The organism is Nonomuraea sp. NPDC052116 (assembly GCF_040680035.1).
Taxonomy (GTDB): Bacteria; Actinomycetota; Actinomycetes; order Streptosporangiales; family Streptosporangiaceae; genus Nonomuraea; species Nonomuraea angiospora_A.
In genome coordinates this window covers 128,112-144,035 of the sequence record NZ_JBFAWA010000011.1, presented here as the reverse complement: position 1 = coordinate 144,035, position 15,924 = coordinate 128,112, and the positions used below count along the sequence as shown (strand labels likewise).

The window sequence follows — 15,924 nt, the reverse complement described above, 5'->3', positions numbered from 1 at the left end:
GGCGCGACCCTGCCGGTCTGTCCAGCGGTCCGCGCGATCAGGCCGTACGGGCGTCCCACGCGTCCGGCGGCACCCCCTGGTCGCGCAGGTCGCCCTTGACCACCTTCGTCGAGGCGTTCCTCGGCAGGGCGTCGAGCACGCGCACGTACCGGGGGACGGCGTGGCGCGGGAGCCGGTCCAGGCACCAGGCGTGCACCTGCGGCGGGCTGAGCGTGGCCCCGGGCGCCGCGGTCACCGCCACCAGCACCTCCTCCTCGGTCAGCTCCGACGGCACACCCACCGCGGCCACGTCGAGCACGCCCGGCATCGCGGCCACCGCCTGCTCCACGTCCCAGGTCGGGATGTTCTCGCCGCGCCGCCTGATGACGTCGGCGCGGCGGCCGGCGAAATGGAGGAAGCCGTCGTCGTCGAGCCGGCCGCGGTCCCCGGTCACGAACCAGCCGTCACGCAGGGCCTTCCCGGTGGCGGCGGGGTCGCCCGCGTACCCGCTGAAGATCATCGACTCCGCTCGGGGCCGGACGGTGATCTGCCCGATCCGGCCCGCCGGCACCGGCAGGCCGTCGTCGTCCCTGATCACCACCTCGTACTCCGGGACGGGCCGCCCGGCCGCGCCCGGCCGCCGGATACCGGCCGTGCTCGCCGCCACGTCGCCGAGCTCGGTGCACGCGTACGCCTCCAGCAGCAGCACGCCGAACCGCTCCAGGAACCGCCTCGACAGCCCCTCCGGCGCCGGTCCCCCGTAGGCTCGGCGCACCTGGTGAAGGGTGTCGGAGCCGGTGGCGGGCGCCCGTTCCAGGATGGCCGCCACGGCGCCCATGAAGTTGAACGCGGTGACCCCCTCCCGCCGGCAGATCTCCCAGAACCGGGAGGCGGAGAAGCGCTGGTGGGCCACCAGCGTGGCGCCGGAGATCAGCGCGGGCAGCAGGCCCGCGTGCCGGACGTTGATGTGGTTCCAGGGGAAGACGTTGAACAGCACGTCCCCCGCCTCGTAGCCCATGGTGCGGGCCACCCGCCGGGCGTGCCGGACCCCCGCGAAGTGCGGCAGCAGCGCTCCCTTGGACCGGCCCGTGGTCCCCGAGGTGGCCATGACGACGGCGGGGTCCGCCGGTCCCGGCCGCCGCGCCGGAAGGCGGTGCCGCGCGGCGAGCAGGTCGTCCAGATCGGCCGAGCCCGGCAGCTCGGCCGCCTCCCGCCCGATCACGAGCACCACGCGGTCCATCCCCGCGGCCAGCTCGACCAGGCCGGGGTTGGCGCGCACGGCGTCCGTGCCGGCGATGAGCATGCGCGCCCCGGTGGCCCCGGCCAGCCGCCGCGCCGCGTCGAGCCGTACGTCCAGGGCCAGCGGCACCTCCACGGCGCCGAGCCTGGCCAGGGCGAACATCACCTCGACCAGCCGCGGCCCCGGAGGCAGGCACGTGAGGACCCGGTCGCCGCCCGTCACCAGGCCGGCGAGCCCGCCCGCGACGGCGGTCGCCCGCTCCAGGCACTCGCCGACCCGCAGCGAGGCGCCGCCCTCGAACCGCACGAGCTCCGCCTCCGGAGCGCCGGCCGCCCGGCGCTCCAGCACGTCGAGCATCGTCTCCGGCGCGGCCGTGACACCGTCCGTGACACCGTCCATGTTCTCCCTCACGAGATGACAGGATGTCCCACCGCCGTCACGGGGACCACGGCGGGTGGATCGATGTACGGACCGCGAGCCGCCGGGGAACGCGTCTAGTCCACCTCCACGACGGCCTCGGCGAACTGGGCCGAGTACAGGCGGGCGTAGGCCCCGCCCTCGGCCAGCAGCGACTCGTGCGTGCCCTGCTCCACGATCCGGCCGTCCTCCATGACGAGGATCAGGCTGGCGTCGCGGATGGTGGACAGCCGGTGGGCGATCACGAAGCTGGTGCGCCCCTCGCGCAGGGAGCTCATCGCCCGCTGGATGAGCACCTCGGTGCGGGTGTCGACCGAGCTGGTGGCCTCGTCCAGGATCAGGATCGCCGGCTCGGACAGGAACGCCCGGGCGATCGTGATCAGCTGCTTCTCGCCCGCGCTGACCGTCCCGCCCTCCTCGTCGATCACCGTGTCGTAGCCGTCGGGCAGCGTGTGCGCGATGCGGTCCACGTGGGCGGCCTCCGCGGCGGCCTCGATCCGCTCGCGGGTGGCGTCTTCCGCCCCGTAGCCGATGTTCTCCGCGATCGTGCCGCCGAACAGCCAGGTGTCCTGCAGCACCATGCCGATGTTGGCGCGCAGCTCCTCCCTGGACATCTCGGCGACGTCGACGCCGTCGAGCGTGATGCGGCCGCCGGTCACCTCGTAGAAGCGCATGATGAGGTTGACCAGCGTCGTCTTGCCCGCTCCCGTGGGGCCGACGATGGCGACAGTCTGGCCGGGCTCCACGGTCAGCGACAGGTTCTCGATCAGCGGCCGGTCCGGCGCGTACCGGAAGGACACGTTCTCGAACGCCACCCGGCCCCTGACCTGCGCCGGCCGCTCCGGCTTGGCCGGCTCGGGCGACTGCTCGGGAGCCTCCAGCAGCTCGAAGACGCGCTCGGCCGAGGCGACGCCCGACTGCACCAGGTTCGCCATGCCGGCCACCTGGGTGAGCGGCTGGCTGAACTGCCGCGAGTACTGGATGAAGGCCTGCACGTCGCCCAGCGAGATCGAGCCCGAGGCCACCTTGAACCCGCCCACCACGGCGACCAGCACGTAGTTGAGGTTGCCGATGAACATCATCGCCGGCTGGATGATCCCGGAGATGAACTGGGCGCGGAAGCTGGAGGCGAACAGGCTGTCGTTGTGCTGCTCGAAGATCTCGGCGGCCTCCTTCTGCCTGCCGAACACCTTGACCAGCGTGTGGCCGCCGTACATCTCCTCGATGTGGCCGTTGAGCTTGCCCGTCGAGGACCACTGCTTGATGAACTGCGGCTGGGAGCGCTTGCCGATGACGGTGGTGACGTAGACCGACACCGGCACGCTGACCAGCGCGATGAGGGCCAGGACGGGCGAGATCCAGAACATCACCACGAGCACCCCCACGACCGTCAGCACCGAGGAGATGAGCTGGCTCATCGTCTGCTGCAGCGTCTGGGCGATGTTGTCGGTGTCGTTGGTGGCGCGGCTGAGGATCTCGCCGCGCGGCTGGCCGTCGAAGTAGCTCAGCGGCAGCCGCGCCAGCTTGGCCTCGATCCGCTCGCGCAGCCGGAACGCCGCCCGCTGCACGACGGTCGTGGTCAGCCGGAACTGCACGATGCCGAGCAGCGCCGCCAGCACGTAGATCGCCAGCACCCAGGCCAACACCTGGGCCAGCGCGGTGAAGTCGATGCCCTGGCCGGGCACCACGTTCATCGACGACACCAGGTCGGCGAACGTGCCCTGGCCGTTGGCGCGCAGCCCCGCCACGGCCTGTTCCTTGGTGGCCCCGGCAGGCAGCTGGGCCCCGATGATGCCGGCGAAGATCAGGTCCGTGGCATGGCCGAGGATCTTGGGGCCCGTCACGGTCAGCGCGACGCTGGCCGTGCCGAGGGCCAGGACGACGGCCAGCAGCGTGCGCTCGGGGCGCAGCAGCCGCAGCAGGCTGCGGAGCGTGCCGCCGAAGTCGAGGGCCTTCTCGGCGGGCCCGGACATCATCCTGCCCGGCCCGAAACCGGGCTGGGGCCGGCGCGCGGGCGCTTGCGTGGTCATGCCGCGGCCTCCTGTTCGGTGAGCTGGGACAGCACGATCTCCCGGTAGGTCGGGCAGGTCGTCATGAGTTCGGTGTGGGTGCCGCTGCCGACCACGCGGCCGTCGTCGAGGACGAGGATGCGGTCGGCGTCGCGGATGGTGTTCACCCGCTGGGCCACGATGACGATCGTGGCGTCGGCGATCTCCTCGGCCAGCGCCGCGCGCAGCCGGGCGTCGGTGGCGTAGTCGAGGGCGGAGAAGGAGTCGTCGAAGAGGAAGATCTCGGGCCGGTGCACCAGGGTCCTGGCGATGGCCAGGCGCTGACGCTGGCCGCCGGAGACGTTCGTGCCGCCCTGGGAGATCGGCTCCTCGAGGCCGCCGGGCATCGCCTCGACGAACTCGCGGGCCTGGGCCACCTCCAGGGCCTTCCACAGCTCCTCGTCGGTCGCGTCCGGCTTGCCGTACCTCAGGTTGGAGGCGACGGTGCCGGAGAAGAGGTAGGGCGACTGCGGCACCAGGCCGACCGCCCGGGAGAGCGCGGCCGCGTCGAGGTCGCGCACGTCGACGCCGTCCACCAGCACCTCGCCGGCGCTCGCGTCGAACAGGCGCGGGATGAGGTTGAGCAGCGTCGTCTTGCCGCTGCCGGTGCTGCCGATGATCGCGGTGGTACGGCCGGGCCGCGCCTCGAAGCTCACGCCGCACAGCACCGGCTCCTCGGCGCCCGGATAGCGGAAGTCCACCGACCGCAGCTCCAGCTCGCCGAGATGTCTGTCCGGGGTGACGGGGGCCTTCGGCGGGTGCACGGTCGGCTCGGTGTCGAGCACCTCCTCGATGCGCTCGGCACAGACCTCGGCCCGCGGGATCATCATGAACATGAACATCGCCATCATCACCGACATGAGGATCTGCATCAGGTAGGAGATGACCGCGGTCAGCGCGCCGACCTGCATGCTCCCGTCGGCGATGCGGTGCCCGCCGAACCACACCACGGCGACGCTGGAGACGTTCACCACCAGCATCACGGAGGGGAACATCAGCGCCATCAGCCGCCCGACCCGCAGCGACACGTCGGTCAGCTGGTCGTTGGACTCGCCGAAGCGCTCGCGCTCGTGCTTGTCGCGGACGAAGGCCCTGATGACCCGGATGCCGGTGATCTGCTCGCGCAGCACCTGGTTGATCCGGTCGATGCGCTCCTGCATCGTACGGAAGAGCGGGCGCATCAGCACCACGATCACGCCCACGATGACGATCATCACGGGCAGCACGACGAGCAGCAGCGACGACAGCGCCGCGTCCTGGCGCAGCGCCAGCACGATGCCGCCGACGCACATGATCGGCGCCGCCACCATCATCGTGAACGTCATCAGCACGAGCAGCTGGATCTGCTGCACGTCGTTGGTGGTCCGGGTGATCAGGGACGGGGCGCCGAACCTGTTGACCTCCTGGACGGAGAAGTCCTGCACCCGGCGGAAGATCGCGGCCCGCAGGTCCCGGCCCAGGGCCATCGAGGTCCGGGCGCCGTAGTAGACGGCCACGATCGAGCAGACGATCTGGATGAGGGTCACACCGAGCATCACCAGCCCGATGCGCATGATGGTTGCGGTGTCGCCCTTGACGACGCCGTCGTCGATGATGTCGGCGTTGAGGGTCGGGAGATAGAGCGTGGCCAGGGTCTGCACGAACTGGAAGAGGACCACGAGTGTGATCTCTTTCCCGTACGGCCTGAGCTGGACCCGCAGGAGACGGAGCAGCATCAAGAGGCGCTTTCTGTCGATGGGGTGGGGGAGGGCCGCACGAGCAGCCCGTCGAGCAGTACGGAGACGATCTCCTCGTCGTCCATGTCGCCGAACTCGCCGATCCGGCCGAAGCCGCGGTGCTCGCTCGACGCGATCAGCACGAGCAGCAGTTGCGCCGTGGCCTCGGGCGAGCGGCGCAGCCGGTCGCGGTCGGGCTCGATCAGGGCGGCGAGCCCGTCCACGATCAGGCGCCGGCCCTCCATGATCTGTTTGTAGAAGTCGGCGTCGTCGACCATCAGCTCCTTGGGCACGGCCATGAGGTTGGCGTTGGTCCTCATCCCCGTCCGGAGCATCGTGACCGCCTCGCTCAGCCGCGCGCGCAGCTCGGCCCGCGTGCCGATGCCCGCCAGCGCCTGTGCCGCCGGCCGCGAGTCGAACGCGACCATGAGCGTCGCCCGCAGCAGCGAGGCCTTGTCGGGGAAGACGCCGAAGATCGTGCCCTCGGCCACGCCCGCGGCCTCGGCGATCTGACGGGTGCTCACCGCTGCGCCGTACTCGCGCAGCAGCGGGAGCGTGGCGGCGATGAGCGCGGCACGGCGGTCTTCCGGCGCCATGGCCGGCACCCTTCGTCTCCTCCTGTTCATAGCGGGCAATCCTAATGAGCGAGTACTCACTCGTTCAAATGGTTATACGTCAGGACCAACCGCTACGCTCCATCCGTGCTCAAACCTTGGTTGCCCGGTTTCCTGCTGCTCGCCGCCATCTGGGGCAACAGCTTCTTCTTCATCAAGGTCGCGGTGGAGGCCCTCCACCCGCTCCAGGTCTCCTTCGGCCGGATGGTCATCGGGGCGCTGGTGCTCCTGCTGGCCGTGCTGCTCGGCGGGAAGCGGCTGCCGCGCGACCCGCGCCTGTGGGGTCACTTCCAGGTCGCCTCGATCGTGCTCACCACGCTGCCGTTCACCCTCTTCGCGTACGGCGAGCAGTACGTCTCCTCCGTGGTCGCCGCCATCTGGAACGCCACCACCCCGCTCTGCACGCTCGCCTTCACCCTGCTGCTGCGCACCGAGAAGGCGACCGCCGGCCGGGTGGCGGGCCTCGGCCTCGGCTTCGCGGGCGTCATGGTCGTGCTCGGGATCTGGCAGCCGATGGGCGGCGGGCAGCTCGGCGGCAGCCTGGCCTGCTTCGCCGCCGCGGCCTGCTACGGGATCGGCGGCGCCTACATGGGCCGCTTCATCACCGGCCGGCGCCCCGAGCCGCCGGTCGTGCTGGCCGCCGGACAGCTGCTCAGCGGCGCGGTGCAGCTGGCCGTGATCACGCTGCTGGCCGGGGTGCCGCTGGTGGACCCGCACGCGCCCGCCGCGGTCTGGTGGAGCCTGGCCGGGCTCGGCGGGCTGGGCACCGGGCTGGCGTACCTGCTGCTCTACTGGGTGCAGGTCCGCGCCGGGGTCACCACGACCTCCACGGTCACCTACCTGCTGCCGGTCTTCGCCGCGATCTCCGGGGTGACCATCCTGGGCGAGGGCCTCAGCTGGAACCAGCCGGTCGGCGCCGTCGTCATCCTCGCCGCCATCGCCCTCACCCAGCGGGCCGCGCCCCGTCCCGTTCCCGCTCCGCCCGAGCAGGCGCCCGGCGCGGTGGATCAGCCGGCTCCCCAACCATGAACGGGGGATGAATTCTGCCGTACGGTCGCCTTTCCGACCGCGCGGACCCGGCAATCGCCATCCCATAATTCCAGCCATGGGGGTTATTTCTAGAAACAGGATGCGATGAAGCGCTGGATCGGTGTCATTCTGGCGGCGGTTCTGGCCGGGGTGGCGGTCGTGGCGATCCTCTTGGGGAATCGGGCGGACGAGGCCCCGGAGACGCTGGTGGTGCGGGGGGTCATCGGGTCGGAGAAGAAGCCGTTCTTCGACGACCCCCGGGTCAAGGCGGCCTTCGCCAAGCACGGGCTGCGGGTCGAGGTGGACACTGCGGGGTCGCGGCAGATCGTCACCGACGTGGACCTGAGCCGCTACGCCTTCGCCTTCCCCTCCAGCGTTCCCGCCGCCGAGCGGATCAAGCGCGACCGCAAGGCGGTCACCACCTATTCGCCGTTCTACTCGCCGATGGCGGTGGCCACGTTCGAGCCGATCACGAAGCTGCTGGCGGGGGCGGGCGTGGTCCGCGATTCCGGCAAAGGTTACCAAATCCTCGATATTAGGAAATATCTGGATTTAATAGGCAAAGGCACTCGCTGGGATCAGCTTCCCGGCAATTCTGCTTACCAGGCTCGTAAGCGGGTCCTCCTCACCACCACCGACATCCGTACCTCCAACTCGGCCGCCATGTACCTGTCGGCCATCGGCTATGTCGCCAACGGCGAGGACGTGCCCACCTCCGACGCGCAGATCGCCAAGATCGCCCCGATGATCGCCCCCGCCGTGCTCGACCAGGGCTTCTCCGAGTCCACCAGCGAGGCGTCGTTCGACGACTACCTGGCGCTGGGCGCGGGCAAGACGCCGCTGCTGGTCGTCTACGAGGCGCAGTACCTGGCGCACGTCTTCGCCGGAGACGGCGCGATCAAGCCCGAGATGCGGCTGATCTATCCGTCGCCGACCGTGCTCAGCAAGCACACGCTGGTCCCGCTGACCCAGCCGGGCGACCGGGTGGGGCAGCTGCTCACGAAGGACGCCGAGCTGCAGGGCCTGGCGGCCGCGTACGGCTTCCGCACCACCGACCCTCAGGCGTTCGCCGGCCTGGTCGCCAAGACCGGGGCGCCCGCGGCGGCCGAGCTGGTGGACGTCGTCGAACCGCCCACGTACGAGCGGCTGGACCAGCTCATCACCACCATCGACTCAGCCCGGCCCTAGCCCCGGTCCGAACAAGGAGATCCCGCACGTGTCCGATCTGGTGCTCACGCCGCCCGAGCCGGTCGCCCCGGTCCCGGCCGAGACGGCGGCCACCATGCTGCCGATCGCCGCCGAGCGCGCCACCGAGCTGGCCGCCAAGGCCCGCGACTTCGCCGGCGAGCTGAGCGGGCTCGACCACCGCTCCCCCGAGTTCTCCCGCAAGGTGCACGACATCTCCTCGATGGGCGACACCGAGATCAAGTCGGCCTCCCAGGTGGCCAACCGCATGCTCAAGCGGCCGGTCGCCGCCCTGGACGCGGCCCGGGGCGAGGGCGCCGACGCCCAGGGCAGGGTCGCCAAGGAGCTGGTGGCGCTGCGCCGTACCGTCGTGGACCTGGACCCGAAGCAGGCGGCCAGCGGGACGCGCAAGCTCCTGGGCCTCATCCCGTTCGGCGACCGGCTGCGCGACTACTTCGCCAAGTACCACTCCGCGCAGAAGCACATCGACGACATCATCCGCGCGCTGAAGTCCGGCCAGGACGAGCTGCTGCGCGACAACGCCGCCATCGAGGGCGAGAAGGCGAACCTGTGGGAGACGATGACCCGGCTGCAGGAGTACGCGGTCCTGGCCCAGGCCATGGACGCCGCTCTTGAGGAACGCATCGTGCTGGCCGACGAGGAGCGGGCCACGGCGCTGCGGTCCGACGCCCTGTTCACCGTGCGCCAGCGCCACCAGGACCTGCTCACCCAGCTCGCCGTGTCGGCCCAGGGTTACCTGGCGCTCGACCTCGTACGCAAGAACAACCTGGAGCTGAGCAAGGGCGTGGACCGCGCCACCACGACCACGGTCGCGGCGCTGCGCACGGCGGTCACGGTCGCGCAGGCGCTGGCGAACCAGAAGCTGGTGCTCGACCAGATCACCGCGCTGAACGCCACGACCGGTGACCTGATCCTGGCCACCAGCGAGATGCTGCGCACCCAGGCGGGCGCGATCCAGAACCAGGCGGCCTCGACGACCGTGGACCTGGACACGCTGCGGCAGGCGTTCGACAACGTCTACGCCACGATGGACATGATCGACGCGTTCCGGTCGAAGGCCGTGGACAACATGGCGGCCACCGTCGACAGCCTGTCCGCCGAGCTGGGACACGCCAAGGCGTACCTGGAGCGGGCCCGGGAGGGCGAGCGATGAGACGAGCGCTGGGACGAGCGCTGCCTCTCGTCCTGCTCGCCGGCCTGCTGGCGGGCTGCGGCGCGGGCGAGGAGCCCGCCGACGCGCCCGACGTGCTCCGCGTGCTGGCCGGCAGCGAGATCAAGGACCTCGAGCCGCTGCTGCGGCGGGCCGAGGCGGAGGCCGGCGTCAAGGTGCGGCTCACCTACACCGGCACGCTCGACGGCGCCGAGCAGGTCGCGAGCGGCCGCGCCGACGGCCGGCTGGACGCGGTCTGGTTCTCCTCCAACCGCTACCTGTCCCTGATCGACGGCGCGCAGGCCAGGCTGTCCACCCAGTCCAAGATCATGATCTCCCCCGTCGTGCTGGGGCTGAAGCCCGCCAAGGCCCGCGAGCTCGGCTGGGACGGCAAGCAGGTCACCTGGGCCGACATCGCGCGGGCGGCCAAGGAGGGCAGGTTCGGCTTCGCCATGACGAACCCCGCCTCCTCCAACTCCGGCTTCTCCGCCCTGGTCGGGGTCGCCGCGGCGCTGTCGGACGCGGACGGCGCGCTCAGCGCCGAGCAGGTCGCGTCGGTGACGCCGCGGCTGAAGGAGTTCTTCTCGGCGCAGCGCCTGACGGCCGGCTCGTCGGGGTGGCTGGCCGACGCCTACGCCCGCGACCGGCGCGTGGACGGCATGGTCAACTACGAGTCGGTCCTGCTGGGGATGCGCGAGCCGCTGACGCTCGTCTACCCGTCCGACGGCGTGGTGACCGCCGACTACCCGCTCACGCTGCTCGCCTCGGCTCCCGAGCCCAAGAAGGCCCTGTACGGCAAGCTCACCGCCTGGCTGCGCAGCCCCGCCGTGCAGAAGGACATCATGACCGGCACCCACCGCCGGCCGATCACGCCGGGCGTGGCCCCGGACCCGCGCTTCGGCGGCAGGCAGCTGATCGAGCTGCCGTTCCCCAACCGGCGCAGCACCGCCGACGAGCTGATCGCCACCTACCTCAACCAGGTGCGGGTCCCGGCGGAGACGCGGTTCGTGCTGGACACCTCGGGCTCGATGGCGGGCGAGCGGATCGACGCGCTGCGGCAGGCGCTGGTCGCCCTGACCGGCGCCGACACCTCCGCCTCCGGCGCGTTCTCGCGCTTCAGCAACCGCGAGGCCGTCACGATGATCCCGTTCAGCAACTCGCCGATGCGGCCGGTCCCGTTCACCGTGCCCGAACGCGACCCGCAGGCGGTGCTCGCCCAGATCAAGGCGTTCGCGGAAGGGCTGTCCGCGGGCGGCGGCACCGCGATCTACGACAGCCTGACCGCCGCCTACGACCGCCCGGTGACGCCCGGGCACTACACCTCGGTCGTGCTCATGACCGACGGCGACAACACCGACGGCTCCGACTACGCCGCCTTCGAGGCCCGTTACCGGGCGCTGCCGGAGGACCGGCGGGCGCCGGCGTTCGTGGTGCTGTTCGGCGAGAGCGACGTCGAGGAGATGCGCAAGGTCGCCGAGCTGACCGGCGGCGCCGTGTTCGACGCCCGCAAGACGTCGCTGAGCAGCGCGTTCAAGGAGATCCGTGGCTATCAGTGAGCGCGTCCTGCGCTACCTGGGCTCGAACCGGAACATCGCCGGCTCCTGTCTTGCGCTGCTCGGCCTGGTGGCCCACTTCCTGGGCCTGGCGGGCGCGTTCTGGCCGGTGGTCGTGGTGGCGCTGTACGGGGTGGGCGCGCTGCTGGCCCCGCGGGACCGGGTCCGGCTGACGATCTCGCACGCCGAGGTGGAGACGCGGGCGCTCAGGGCCGACCTGGACGAGCTGCTGCGGCGGATCGGCGGGCGCTTCCCCGGCGACGTGCACGCGGCCGTGGACGCGCTGGCCGAGGTCCTGAGGGGTGTGCTGGACCGCGCCGAGCAGCTCACCGCCTCCCCCGACCAGCTGCACGTGGTGTCGCAGACGATCCGCCTGTACCTGCCCGCCAGCCTGGAGGCGTACGCGAACCTGCCGCGCGGCTACGCCCTCACCCGCCGCGGCGGGCGGGAGCGCAGCGCGCACGAGGAGCTGCTCGCCCAGCTCGGCCTACTCGACGCCCAGCTGCGCAAGGTGGCCGAGGCCATCCATCGGGGGGACGAGCAGGCGCTGCGCGACCAGGGCCGGTTCCTGCGGGACAAGTTCGGCGGCTCGGAGCTGGACCTGGGCTGAGTGTTTGAGGGCTGCTGGGCTCGTGGGCTCAGCCCGCGGCCCGGTCGGCGGGCAGGCGGCGCCGGCGGGCGGTGTCCGTCAGCGCCGGGCGTCGCCAGGCGCCGTCGGCGCGGTAGAGGTCGGTGCCCGGCGGGATGATCTCGTCGATGCGGTCGAGGGTCCGGTCGTCGAGGGTGAGCGCGGCGCCCTTGAGCGTCGCCTCCAGCTGCTCCATGGTGCGCGGGCCGATGATGACCGAGGTGACGGCCGGGTGCGCGGCGGGGAAGGCGACCGCGAGCTCGGGCAGCGAGCAGCCGAGGTCCGTCGCGAGCTCGATCAGCTCCTCCACCACCTCCAGCTTGGCGGCGTTCTCGGGGATGGAGGGGTCGAAGCGGTTCGGGCTGAGCGAGGCGCGGCCGGTGGTCAGGTCGATGGGCTGCCCCTTCCTGAACTGGCCGGTCAGGAAGCCGGACGCGAGCGGGCTCCAGGTCAGCACGCCCATGCCGTACCGCCGGCACACGGGCAGCACGTCGGCCTCGACGCCGCGGGCGAGCAGCGAGTACGGCGGCTGCTCGGTCCTGAAGCGCCGCAGGCCGCGGCGCTCGGACACGTGGTGCGCCTCGACGATGTCCTCCGCGGGGAACGTCGAGCAGCCGAACGCCCGGATCTTGCCCTGCCCGACGAGGTCGCCCAGCACGTCGAGCGTCTCCTCGATGTCGGTCGTGTGGTCGGGCCGGTGCACCTGGTAGAGGTCGATCCAGTCGGTCTGGAGCCGCTTGAGGCTCTCCTCGACCTCCTTGAGGATCCAGCGCCGCGAGTTGCCGCGCCGGTTCGGCCCCTCCCCCATCGGGAAGTGCACCTTCGTGGCGAGCACGACGTCGTCGCGGCGGCCCCGCAGCGCCTTGCCCACGATCTCCTCGGACTCACCGGCCGAGTACATGTCGGCCGTGTCGATGAAGTTGACGCCCTGGTCGAGGGCGTGGTGGATGATCCGGGCGCAGTCGTCGTGGTCGGGGTTGCCGACCGCGCCGAACATCATGGCGCCGAGACAGTGGACGCTCACCTCGATGCCCGTGCCGCCGAGGACGCGGTAACGCATGATCAGACTCCTAGCGATGTGGATGGGGTGCTGGGCGCGCGTCGGAGCCTACGGGCTAGAGCCGACTCTAGATCAAGCGGCCGCCGGGAGCCGCCCGGGGCAGTTGGTGCGCGTACGCCCCCGAGGTCCAGCCGCCCTTGACCAGCCGCGGGTCGGACAGCAGCGCCCGGGTCTCGGCGTAGCCCGTCACCAGCCACGCCTGCGTGCCGGCCGGCGTCGTGATCGGGTGGACGGGCCCCCTGGCGGCGAGGTCCGCGTAAATGTGGTGCCGCCCGTCGCCGCGAATCGCGGTGAACGGCGCCGGCCCGGATTCTCCGGGCGCGGAATCAGACAAGGCGATCCCCATTGCTTCGATTATTGAATTCGCGGGGGGAAACGTTACTCATGGGCGATATGCGGGCCGTTGACAGAACGTAGACGCCCGGGACTACGTACTTACGTTCGACGGCTAGGTAGTCATCCGGGTATCCCTCCCGTGCCGCTCGCGCCGCCGCCGTACGCACGCTGGATTCATCGACAACACCGTCGAGGGACGAGGAAAACATCAATATGTGCAAGCACCGGCCACGGTGCCCATCCGCATACGCCGCCTATCGACTCGCATGTGGGAGTCCCGCATGAACGACCACGCCTTCATGAACCACGGCACCGGACACCATCTCGACCTGAGCGTCCTGAGCCGGGCCTGGGACTGGATCAAGTCCAGGGCCCTGGGCACCGACGAGAGCGAGGTTCCGGGTGAGCGGGTCGCCACCTGGTCGCTGTCACCGGACACGCGGGCGCGGCCCCTCATCCACGCCCGGCTGGCCTCATGGGGGCTCGACGGGCTGGCAGAGGCCGCCGAACTGCTGGTGGAACAGCTGGTCGCCGATGTCGAGGAGCACGCGCCCGGGCCGTACCGGCTGACCGTCTGGGCCACCGACGGCGTGCTGCGCTGCGAGGTCGAGGCGGAGGCCGCGGACGACGCGCCGATGCCGCATGATCTGCGGGTGTTCCGGCGGCTGGCCTGCTGCTGGGGCGCCGCGGGCCATGCCTTCTGGTTCGAGATCCCGATGAACGCTCAGGACGAGTGCCGCAACTCCGGTTGGGCCTCGGGAGGCCGGATCGCGTAGGTGACGGCGCGGTCGACACCCAGCTTCGCGCCGTGGCGGAAGGCGGACGTGAACGCCGGCTTCCCGAGGGCGTGGCGGGCCTGCCGCGTGCAGCGTTCGTGCCAGGCCGCGTGGTAGCAGAGCCGTTCGGGTGAGGCGCCCGCCGCCTGCCACAACGCGTGCGCCGCGCCGAGGAGTTCGGCGGCCCTCTCGTGCTCCTCCCGGGCGCCGGCGATCCAGGCCAGCACTTCCAGGCACTGGGTGAGGCACCACCGGTCGTCGATCTCGCCGGTGAACCGCGCGGCCGACGTCAGGAGCGCTTCGGCCTGCTCGTAGTCGCCCAGGTTCCAGCGCGCGACGCCGAGCGCGAACTGCGCGTACGCGCGTGACACCAGCGCATGGTGGGACTCGCTCAGGGCCAGCAGCTCCTCACCGAACTCAGCGGCCAGGCCGGGATCCTCGGTCGATCCGTACGCGGCGGCGAAATAGAGGTTGAACATGAGCCCGTCCATGTCGTTCAGGGACCGGTGGAGGGCGAGCGACTCCCGCAGCAGCGCGAGGCCGCGCCGGGTGTCGCCCGCGGTGCAGGCGGCCACGCCCGCGGTCCGGACGGCGTACGGCACGAGGTCCTCGTTCCCCGATCTGCCGGCGAGGGCCCGGCAGTCCTCCAGCAGCGGCATCGCCGCGTCGAGGTCTCCCTGGCGCAGGGCGAGCATGCTGTCCGCCCAGAGCGCCGTCGCCCTGGCCCGGGCGGGCTCCGGCACCAGCTCCAAGCCGCGCTCGATCCAGTAGCGGCCCTCCGTGAGCGCGCCGGCGAGCACCCAGAAGCACCACATCGCGGACGCGGTGCCCAGGCCCAGGGGCGCCAGCGCGGGCTCGTTCAGGCACGCCTGGAGCGCGACGCGGATGTTGGGCAGCTCCTGGCGCAGGGCCAGGTACCGATCCAGCTGGTCGGACACCAACTGGTCGGTCCGGTGCGTCTCCGTCAGCTCGCGGTAGTGGCCGACGAAGCGCCTGCGCAGCCATTGCCGCTCGGCGGGCGTCAGCTGCTCGCAGCCGTACGCGCGCAGGCTCTCCAGCATGCGGAAGCCGAGCCCGCCCCGGTACAGGACCGACTTGTCCACCAGCCCGGCCAGCAGGTCGAGCATGTCGGCCGGATCGATGCCCTCGCCCGCGCACACCGTCTCCGCGGTGTCCAGATCGACCCCTCCGGCGAACATCGACAGCCGGGCCCACAGCCGCCGCTCCTCGGGCGAACACAGCCGGAAGCTCCATTGGATGGTCGCCCGCAGCGTCTGGTGCCGCGGCAGGGCCATGGGGCCGCCGGTGGCCAGCACGTCGAAGCGCCGGTCCAGCTCGTACGCGAGCTCCTCCAGCGACAGGGTACGCAGCCGGGCCGCGGCCAGCTCGATCGCCAGCGGGATCCCCTCCAGCCGCCGCACCAGCCGCACCACGCAGGCGAGGTTGCCCGCGTTCAGGGAGAAGCCCGGCACGACGTGTGCCGCGCGCTCCACGAACAGGCGCACCGAGTCGTGTCTGGCGGCCTCCCGTACGGTGCGGCTGGGCGTCCGCGGGCCGGCCTGCGCCTCCTCGTGGAGCGCCTGCCCCCCGTGGAGTACCTGGACGGGCCCAGGTACGGACAGCGGCGGGACCGGGAGCACCTGCTCGCCGTGCACGCCCAGCGAGTGCCTGCTGGTCACCAGGACCCGCAGGCGGGGTGTGGCGTGCAGCAGCCGTTCCACGAAGTGCGCGCAGAGCATGTCCAGGTGCTCGCAGTTGTCCAGGACCAGCAGCATCCGCCTGTTGGACAGGTGCTCCACCAGCAGCCCCATGGGGTCGGGGTGAACTCCGCGCAGGCCCAGGGCCTCGGCCACCGCCGGCTCCAGCAGCTCGCCGGTCTCCAGGGTGGCGAGCTCGATCACCTCGACGCCGTCCCGGTACTTGTTCCGCAGGTTGTCCGCGAGCCTGAGCGCCAGCCGGGTCTTGCCGACCCCGCCGGGGCCGGTCAGGGTGAGCAGCCGCGTCCTCGACAGCGCCTTGCGCGCCGCCGACAGTTCCCACCTTCGCCCAATGAAAGTGGATTTATCCAACAAAAATGTCATGAGGGCCCTGCCACTCCCGTGAGACACCGAACGGCGCCAAGCCTCCACACCCCAGAGTATTCCTGGCCCGTTTCCCGGCACAGCCGTCCGGA

Annotated in this window: 13 protein-coding genes; 6 read left to right on the top strand and 7 right to left on the bottom strand. The window is 71.3% G+C overall.

What is annotated here, in order from left to right; translation table 11 throughout:
* Positions 1 to 37: 37 nt before the first annotated feature.
* From AB0L65_RS22960 to AB0L65_RS22945, 4 genes are all read right to left on the bottom strand, one after another.
* Entirely contained in the window at positions 38 to 1,618 is a 1,581-nt protein-coding gene (locus tag AB0L65_RS22960) for an AMP-binding protein (protein ID WP_364248550.1), read from the bottom strand.
* 95 nt (positions 1,619 to 1,713) lie between these two features.
* Complete coding sequence (locus tag AB0L65_RS22955; protein WP_364248548.1) at positions 1,714 to 3,666, bottom strand: ABC transporter ATP-binding protein; 1,953 nt, start codon at positions 3,664 to 3,666, stop codon at positions 1,714 to 1,716.
* Positions 3,663 to 5,399: an ABC transporter ATP-binding protein gene (locus tag AB0L65_RS22950; RefSeq protein ID WP_364248546.1), complete on the bottom strand. Its 1,737-nt coding sequence runs from the start codon at positions 5,397 to 5,399 to the stop codon at positions 3,663 to 3,665. Before AB0L65_RS22950 ends, AB0L65_RS22955 begins: the two co-directional genes overlap by 4 nt.
* Positions 5,399 to 5,995 (bottom strand): helix-turn-helix domain-containing protein, encoded by a 597-nt coding sequence (locus AB0L65_RS22945; protein WP_364248544.1) that lies wholly within the window; start codon positions 5,993 to 5,995, stop codon positions 5,399 to 5,401. The genes AB0L65_RS22950 and AB0L65_RS22945 overlap by 1 nt, the downstream gene beginning before the upstream one ends.
* A 105-nt stretch (positions 5,996 to 6,100) precedes the next feature.
* On the opposite strand from AB0L65_RS22945, the gene AB0L65_RS22940 reads away from it, so the two are divergent.
* The 5 genes from AB0L65_RS22940 to AB0L65_RS22920 all read left to right on the top strand — a co-directional run bounded on the left by AB0L65_RS22940 (position 6,101) and on the right by AB0L65_RS22920 (position 11,561).
* Positions 6,101 to 7,042 (top strand): DMT family transporter, encoded by a 942-nt coding sequence (locus tag AB0L65_RS22940; protein WP_364248542.1) that lies wholly within the window; start codon positions 6,101 to 6,103, stop codon positions 7,040 to 7,042.
* A 105-nt stretch (positions 7,043 to 7,147) separates the two neighbouring features.
* Positions 7,148 to 8,230: a hypothetical protein gene (locus AB0L65_RS22935; protein WP_364248540.1), complete on the top strand. Its 1,083-nt coding sequence runs from the start codon at positions 7,148 to 7,150 to the stop codon at positions 8,228 to 8,230.
* Between the two features lie 28 nt (positions 8,231 to 8,258).
* Positions 8,259 to 9,401 carry a toxic anion resistance protein gene (locus AB0L65_RS22930; RefSeq protein ID WP_364248538.1) on the top strand — a complete coding sequence of 381 codons (1,143 nt, stop codon included), beginning with the start codon at positions 8,259 to 8,261 and terminating at the stop codon, positions 9,399 to 9,401.
* Positions 9,398 to 10,954 carry a VWA domain-containing protein gene (locus AB0L65_RS22925; protein ID WP_364248536.1) on the top strand — a complete coding sequence of 519 codons (1,557 nt, stop codon included), beginning with the start codon at positions 9,398 to 9,400 and terminating at the stop codon, positions 10,952 to 10,954. The genes AB0L65_RS22930 and AB0L65_RS22925 overlap by 4 nt, the downstream gene beginning before the upstream one ends.
* The gene (locus AB0L65_RS22920) at positions 10,941 to 11,561 is read left to right on the top strand and encodes a hypothetical protein (protein ID WP_364248534.1); all 621 of its coding nucleotides are present in this window, start codon (positions 10,941 to 10,943) and stop codon (positions 11,559 to 11,561) included. The genes AB0L65_RS22925 and AB0L65_RS22920 overlap by 14 nt, the downstream gene beginning before the upstream one ends.
* A gap of 28 nt (positions 11,562 to 11,589) precedes the next feature.
* Here the strand turns inward: AB0L65_RS22920 and AB0L65_RS22915 are convergent, their stop codons facing one another.
* A complete protein-coding gene (locus tag AB0L65_RS22915; RefSeq protein ID WP_364248532.1) occupies positions 11,590 to 12,639 on the bottom strand; it encodes an aldo/keto reductase in 1,050 nt (349 codons plus the stop codon).
* A 67-nt stretch (positions 12,640 to 12,706) separates the two neighbouring features.
* Positions 12,707 to 12,985, bottom strand: a complete 279-nt coding sequence (locus AB0L65_RS22910) for a hypothetical protein (RefSeq protein ID WP_364248530.1) — start codon at positions 12,983 to 12,985, stop codon at positions 12,707 to 12,709.
* 271 nt (positions 12,986 to 13,256) lie between these two features.
* Between AB0L65_RS22910 and AB0L65_RS22905 the strand changes: the two genes are divergently transcribed.
* A complete protein-coding gene (locus AB0L65_RS22905; protein WP_364248528.1) occupies positions 13,257 to 13,751 on the top strand; it encodes a hypothetical protein in 495 nt (164 codons plus the stop codon).
* Here AB0L65_RS22905 and AB0L65_RS22900 read toward each other — a convergent pair.
* A complete protein-coding gene (locus AB0L65_RS22900; RefSeq protein ID WP_364248526.1) occupies positions 13,700 to 15,820 on the bottom strand; it encodes an AAA family ATPase in 2,121 nt (706 codons plus the stop codon). The two genes, AB0L65_RS22905 and AB0L65_RS22900, sit on opposite strands and share 52 nt — an antisense overlap.
* Between the last annotated feature and the right edge of the window lie 104 nt (positions 15,821 to 15,924).

Coding starts and splice junctions, on each gene's coding strand:
- AB0L65_RS22935 (WP_364248540.1), top strand. CDS start 7,148: ATGAAGCGCTGGATCGGTGTCATTCTGGCGGCGGTTCTGGCCGGGGTG.
- AB0L65_RS22910 (WP_364248530.1), bottom strand. CDS start 12,985: ATGGGGATCGCCTTGTCTGATTCCGCGCCCGGAGAATCCGGGCCGGCG.
- AB0L65_RS22955 (WP_364248548.1), bottom strand. CDS start 3,666: ATGACCACGCAAGCGCCCGCGCGCCGGCCCCAGCCCGGTTTCGGGCCG.
- AB0L65_RS22945 (WP_364248544.1), bottom strand. CDS start 5,995: ATGGCGCCGGAAGACCGCCGTGCCGCGCTCATCGCCGCCACGCTCCCG.
- AB0L65_RS22950 (WP_364248546.1), bottom strand. CDS start 5,399: ATGCTGCTCCGTCTCCTGCGGGTCCAGCTCAGGCCGTACGGGAAAGAG.
- AB0L65_RS22905 (WP_364248528.1), top strand. CDS start 13,257: ATGAACGACCACGCCTTCATGAACCACGGCACCGGACACCATCTCGAC.
- AB0L65_RS22925 (WP_364248536.1), top strand. CDS start 9,398: ATGAGACGAGCGCTGGGACGAGCGCTGCCTCTCGTCCTGCTCGCCGGC.
- AB0L65_RS22915 (WP_364248532.1), bottom strand. CDS start 12,639: ATGCGTTACCGCGTCCTCGGCGGCACGGGCATCGAGGTGAGCGTCCAC.
- AB0L65_RS22960 (WP_364248550.1), bottom strand. CDS start 1,618: ATGGACGGTGTCACGGACGGTGTCACGGCCGCGCCGGAGACGATGCTC.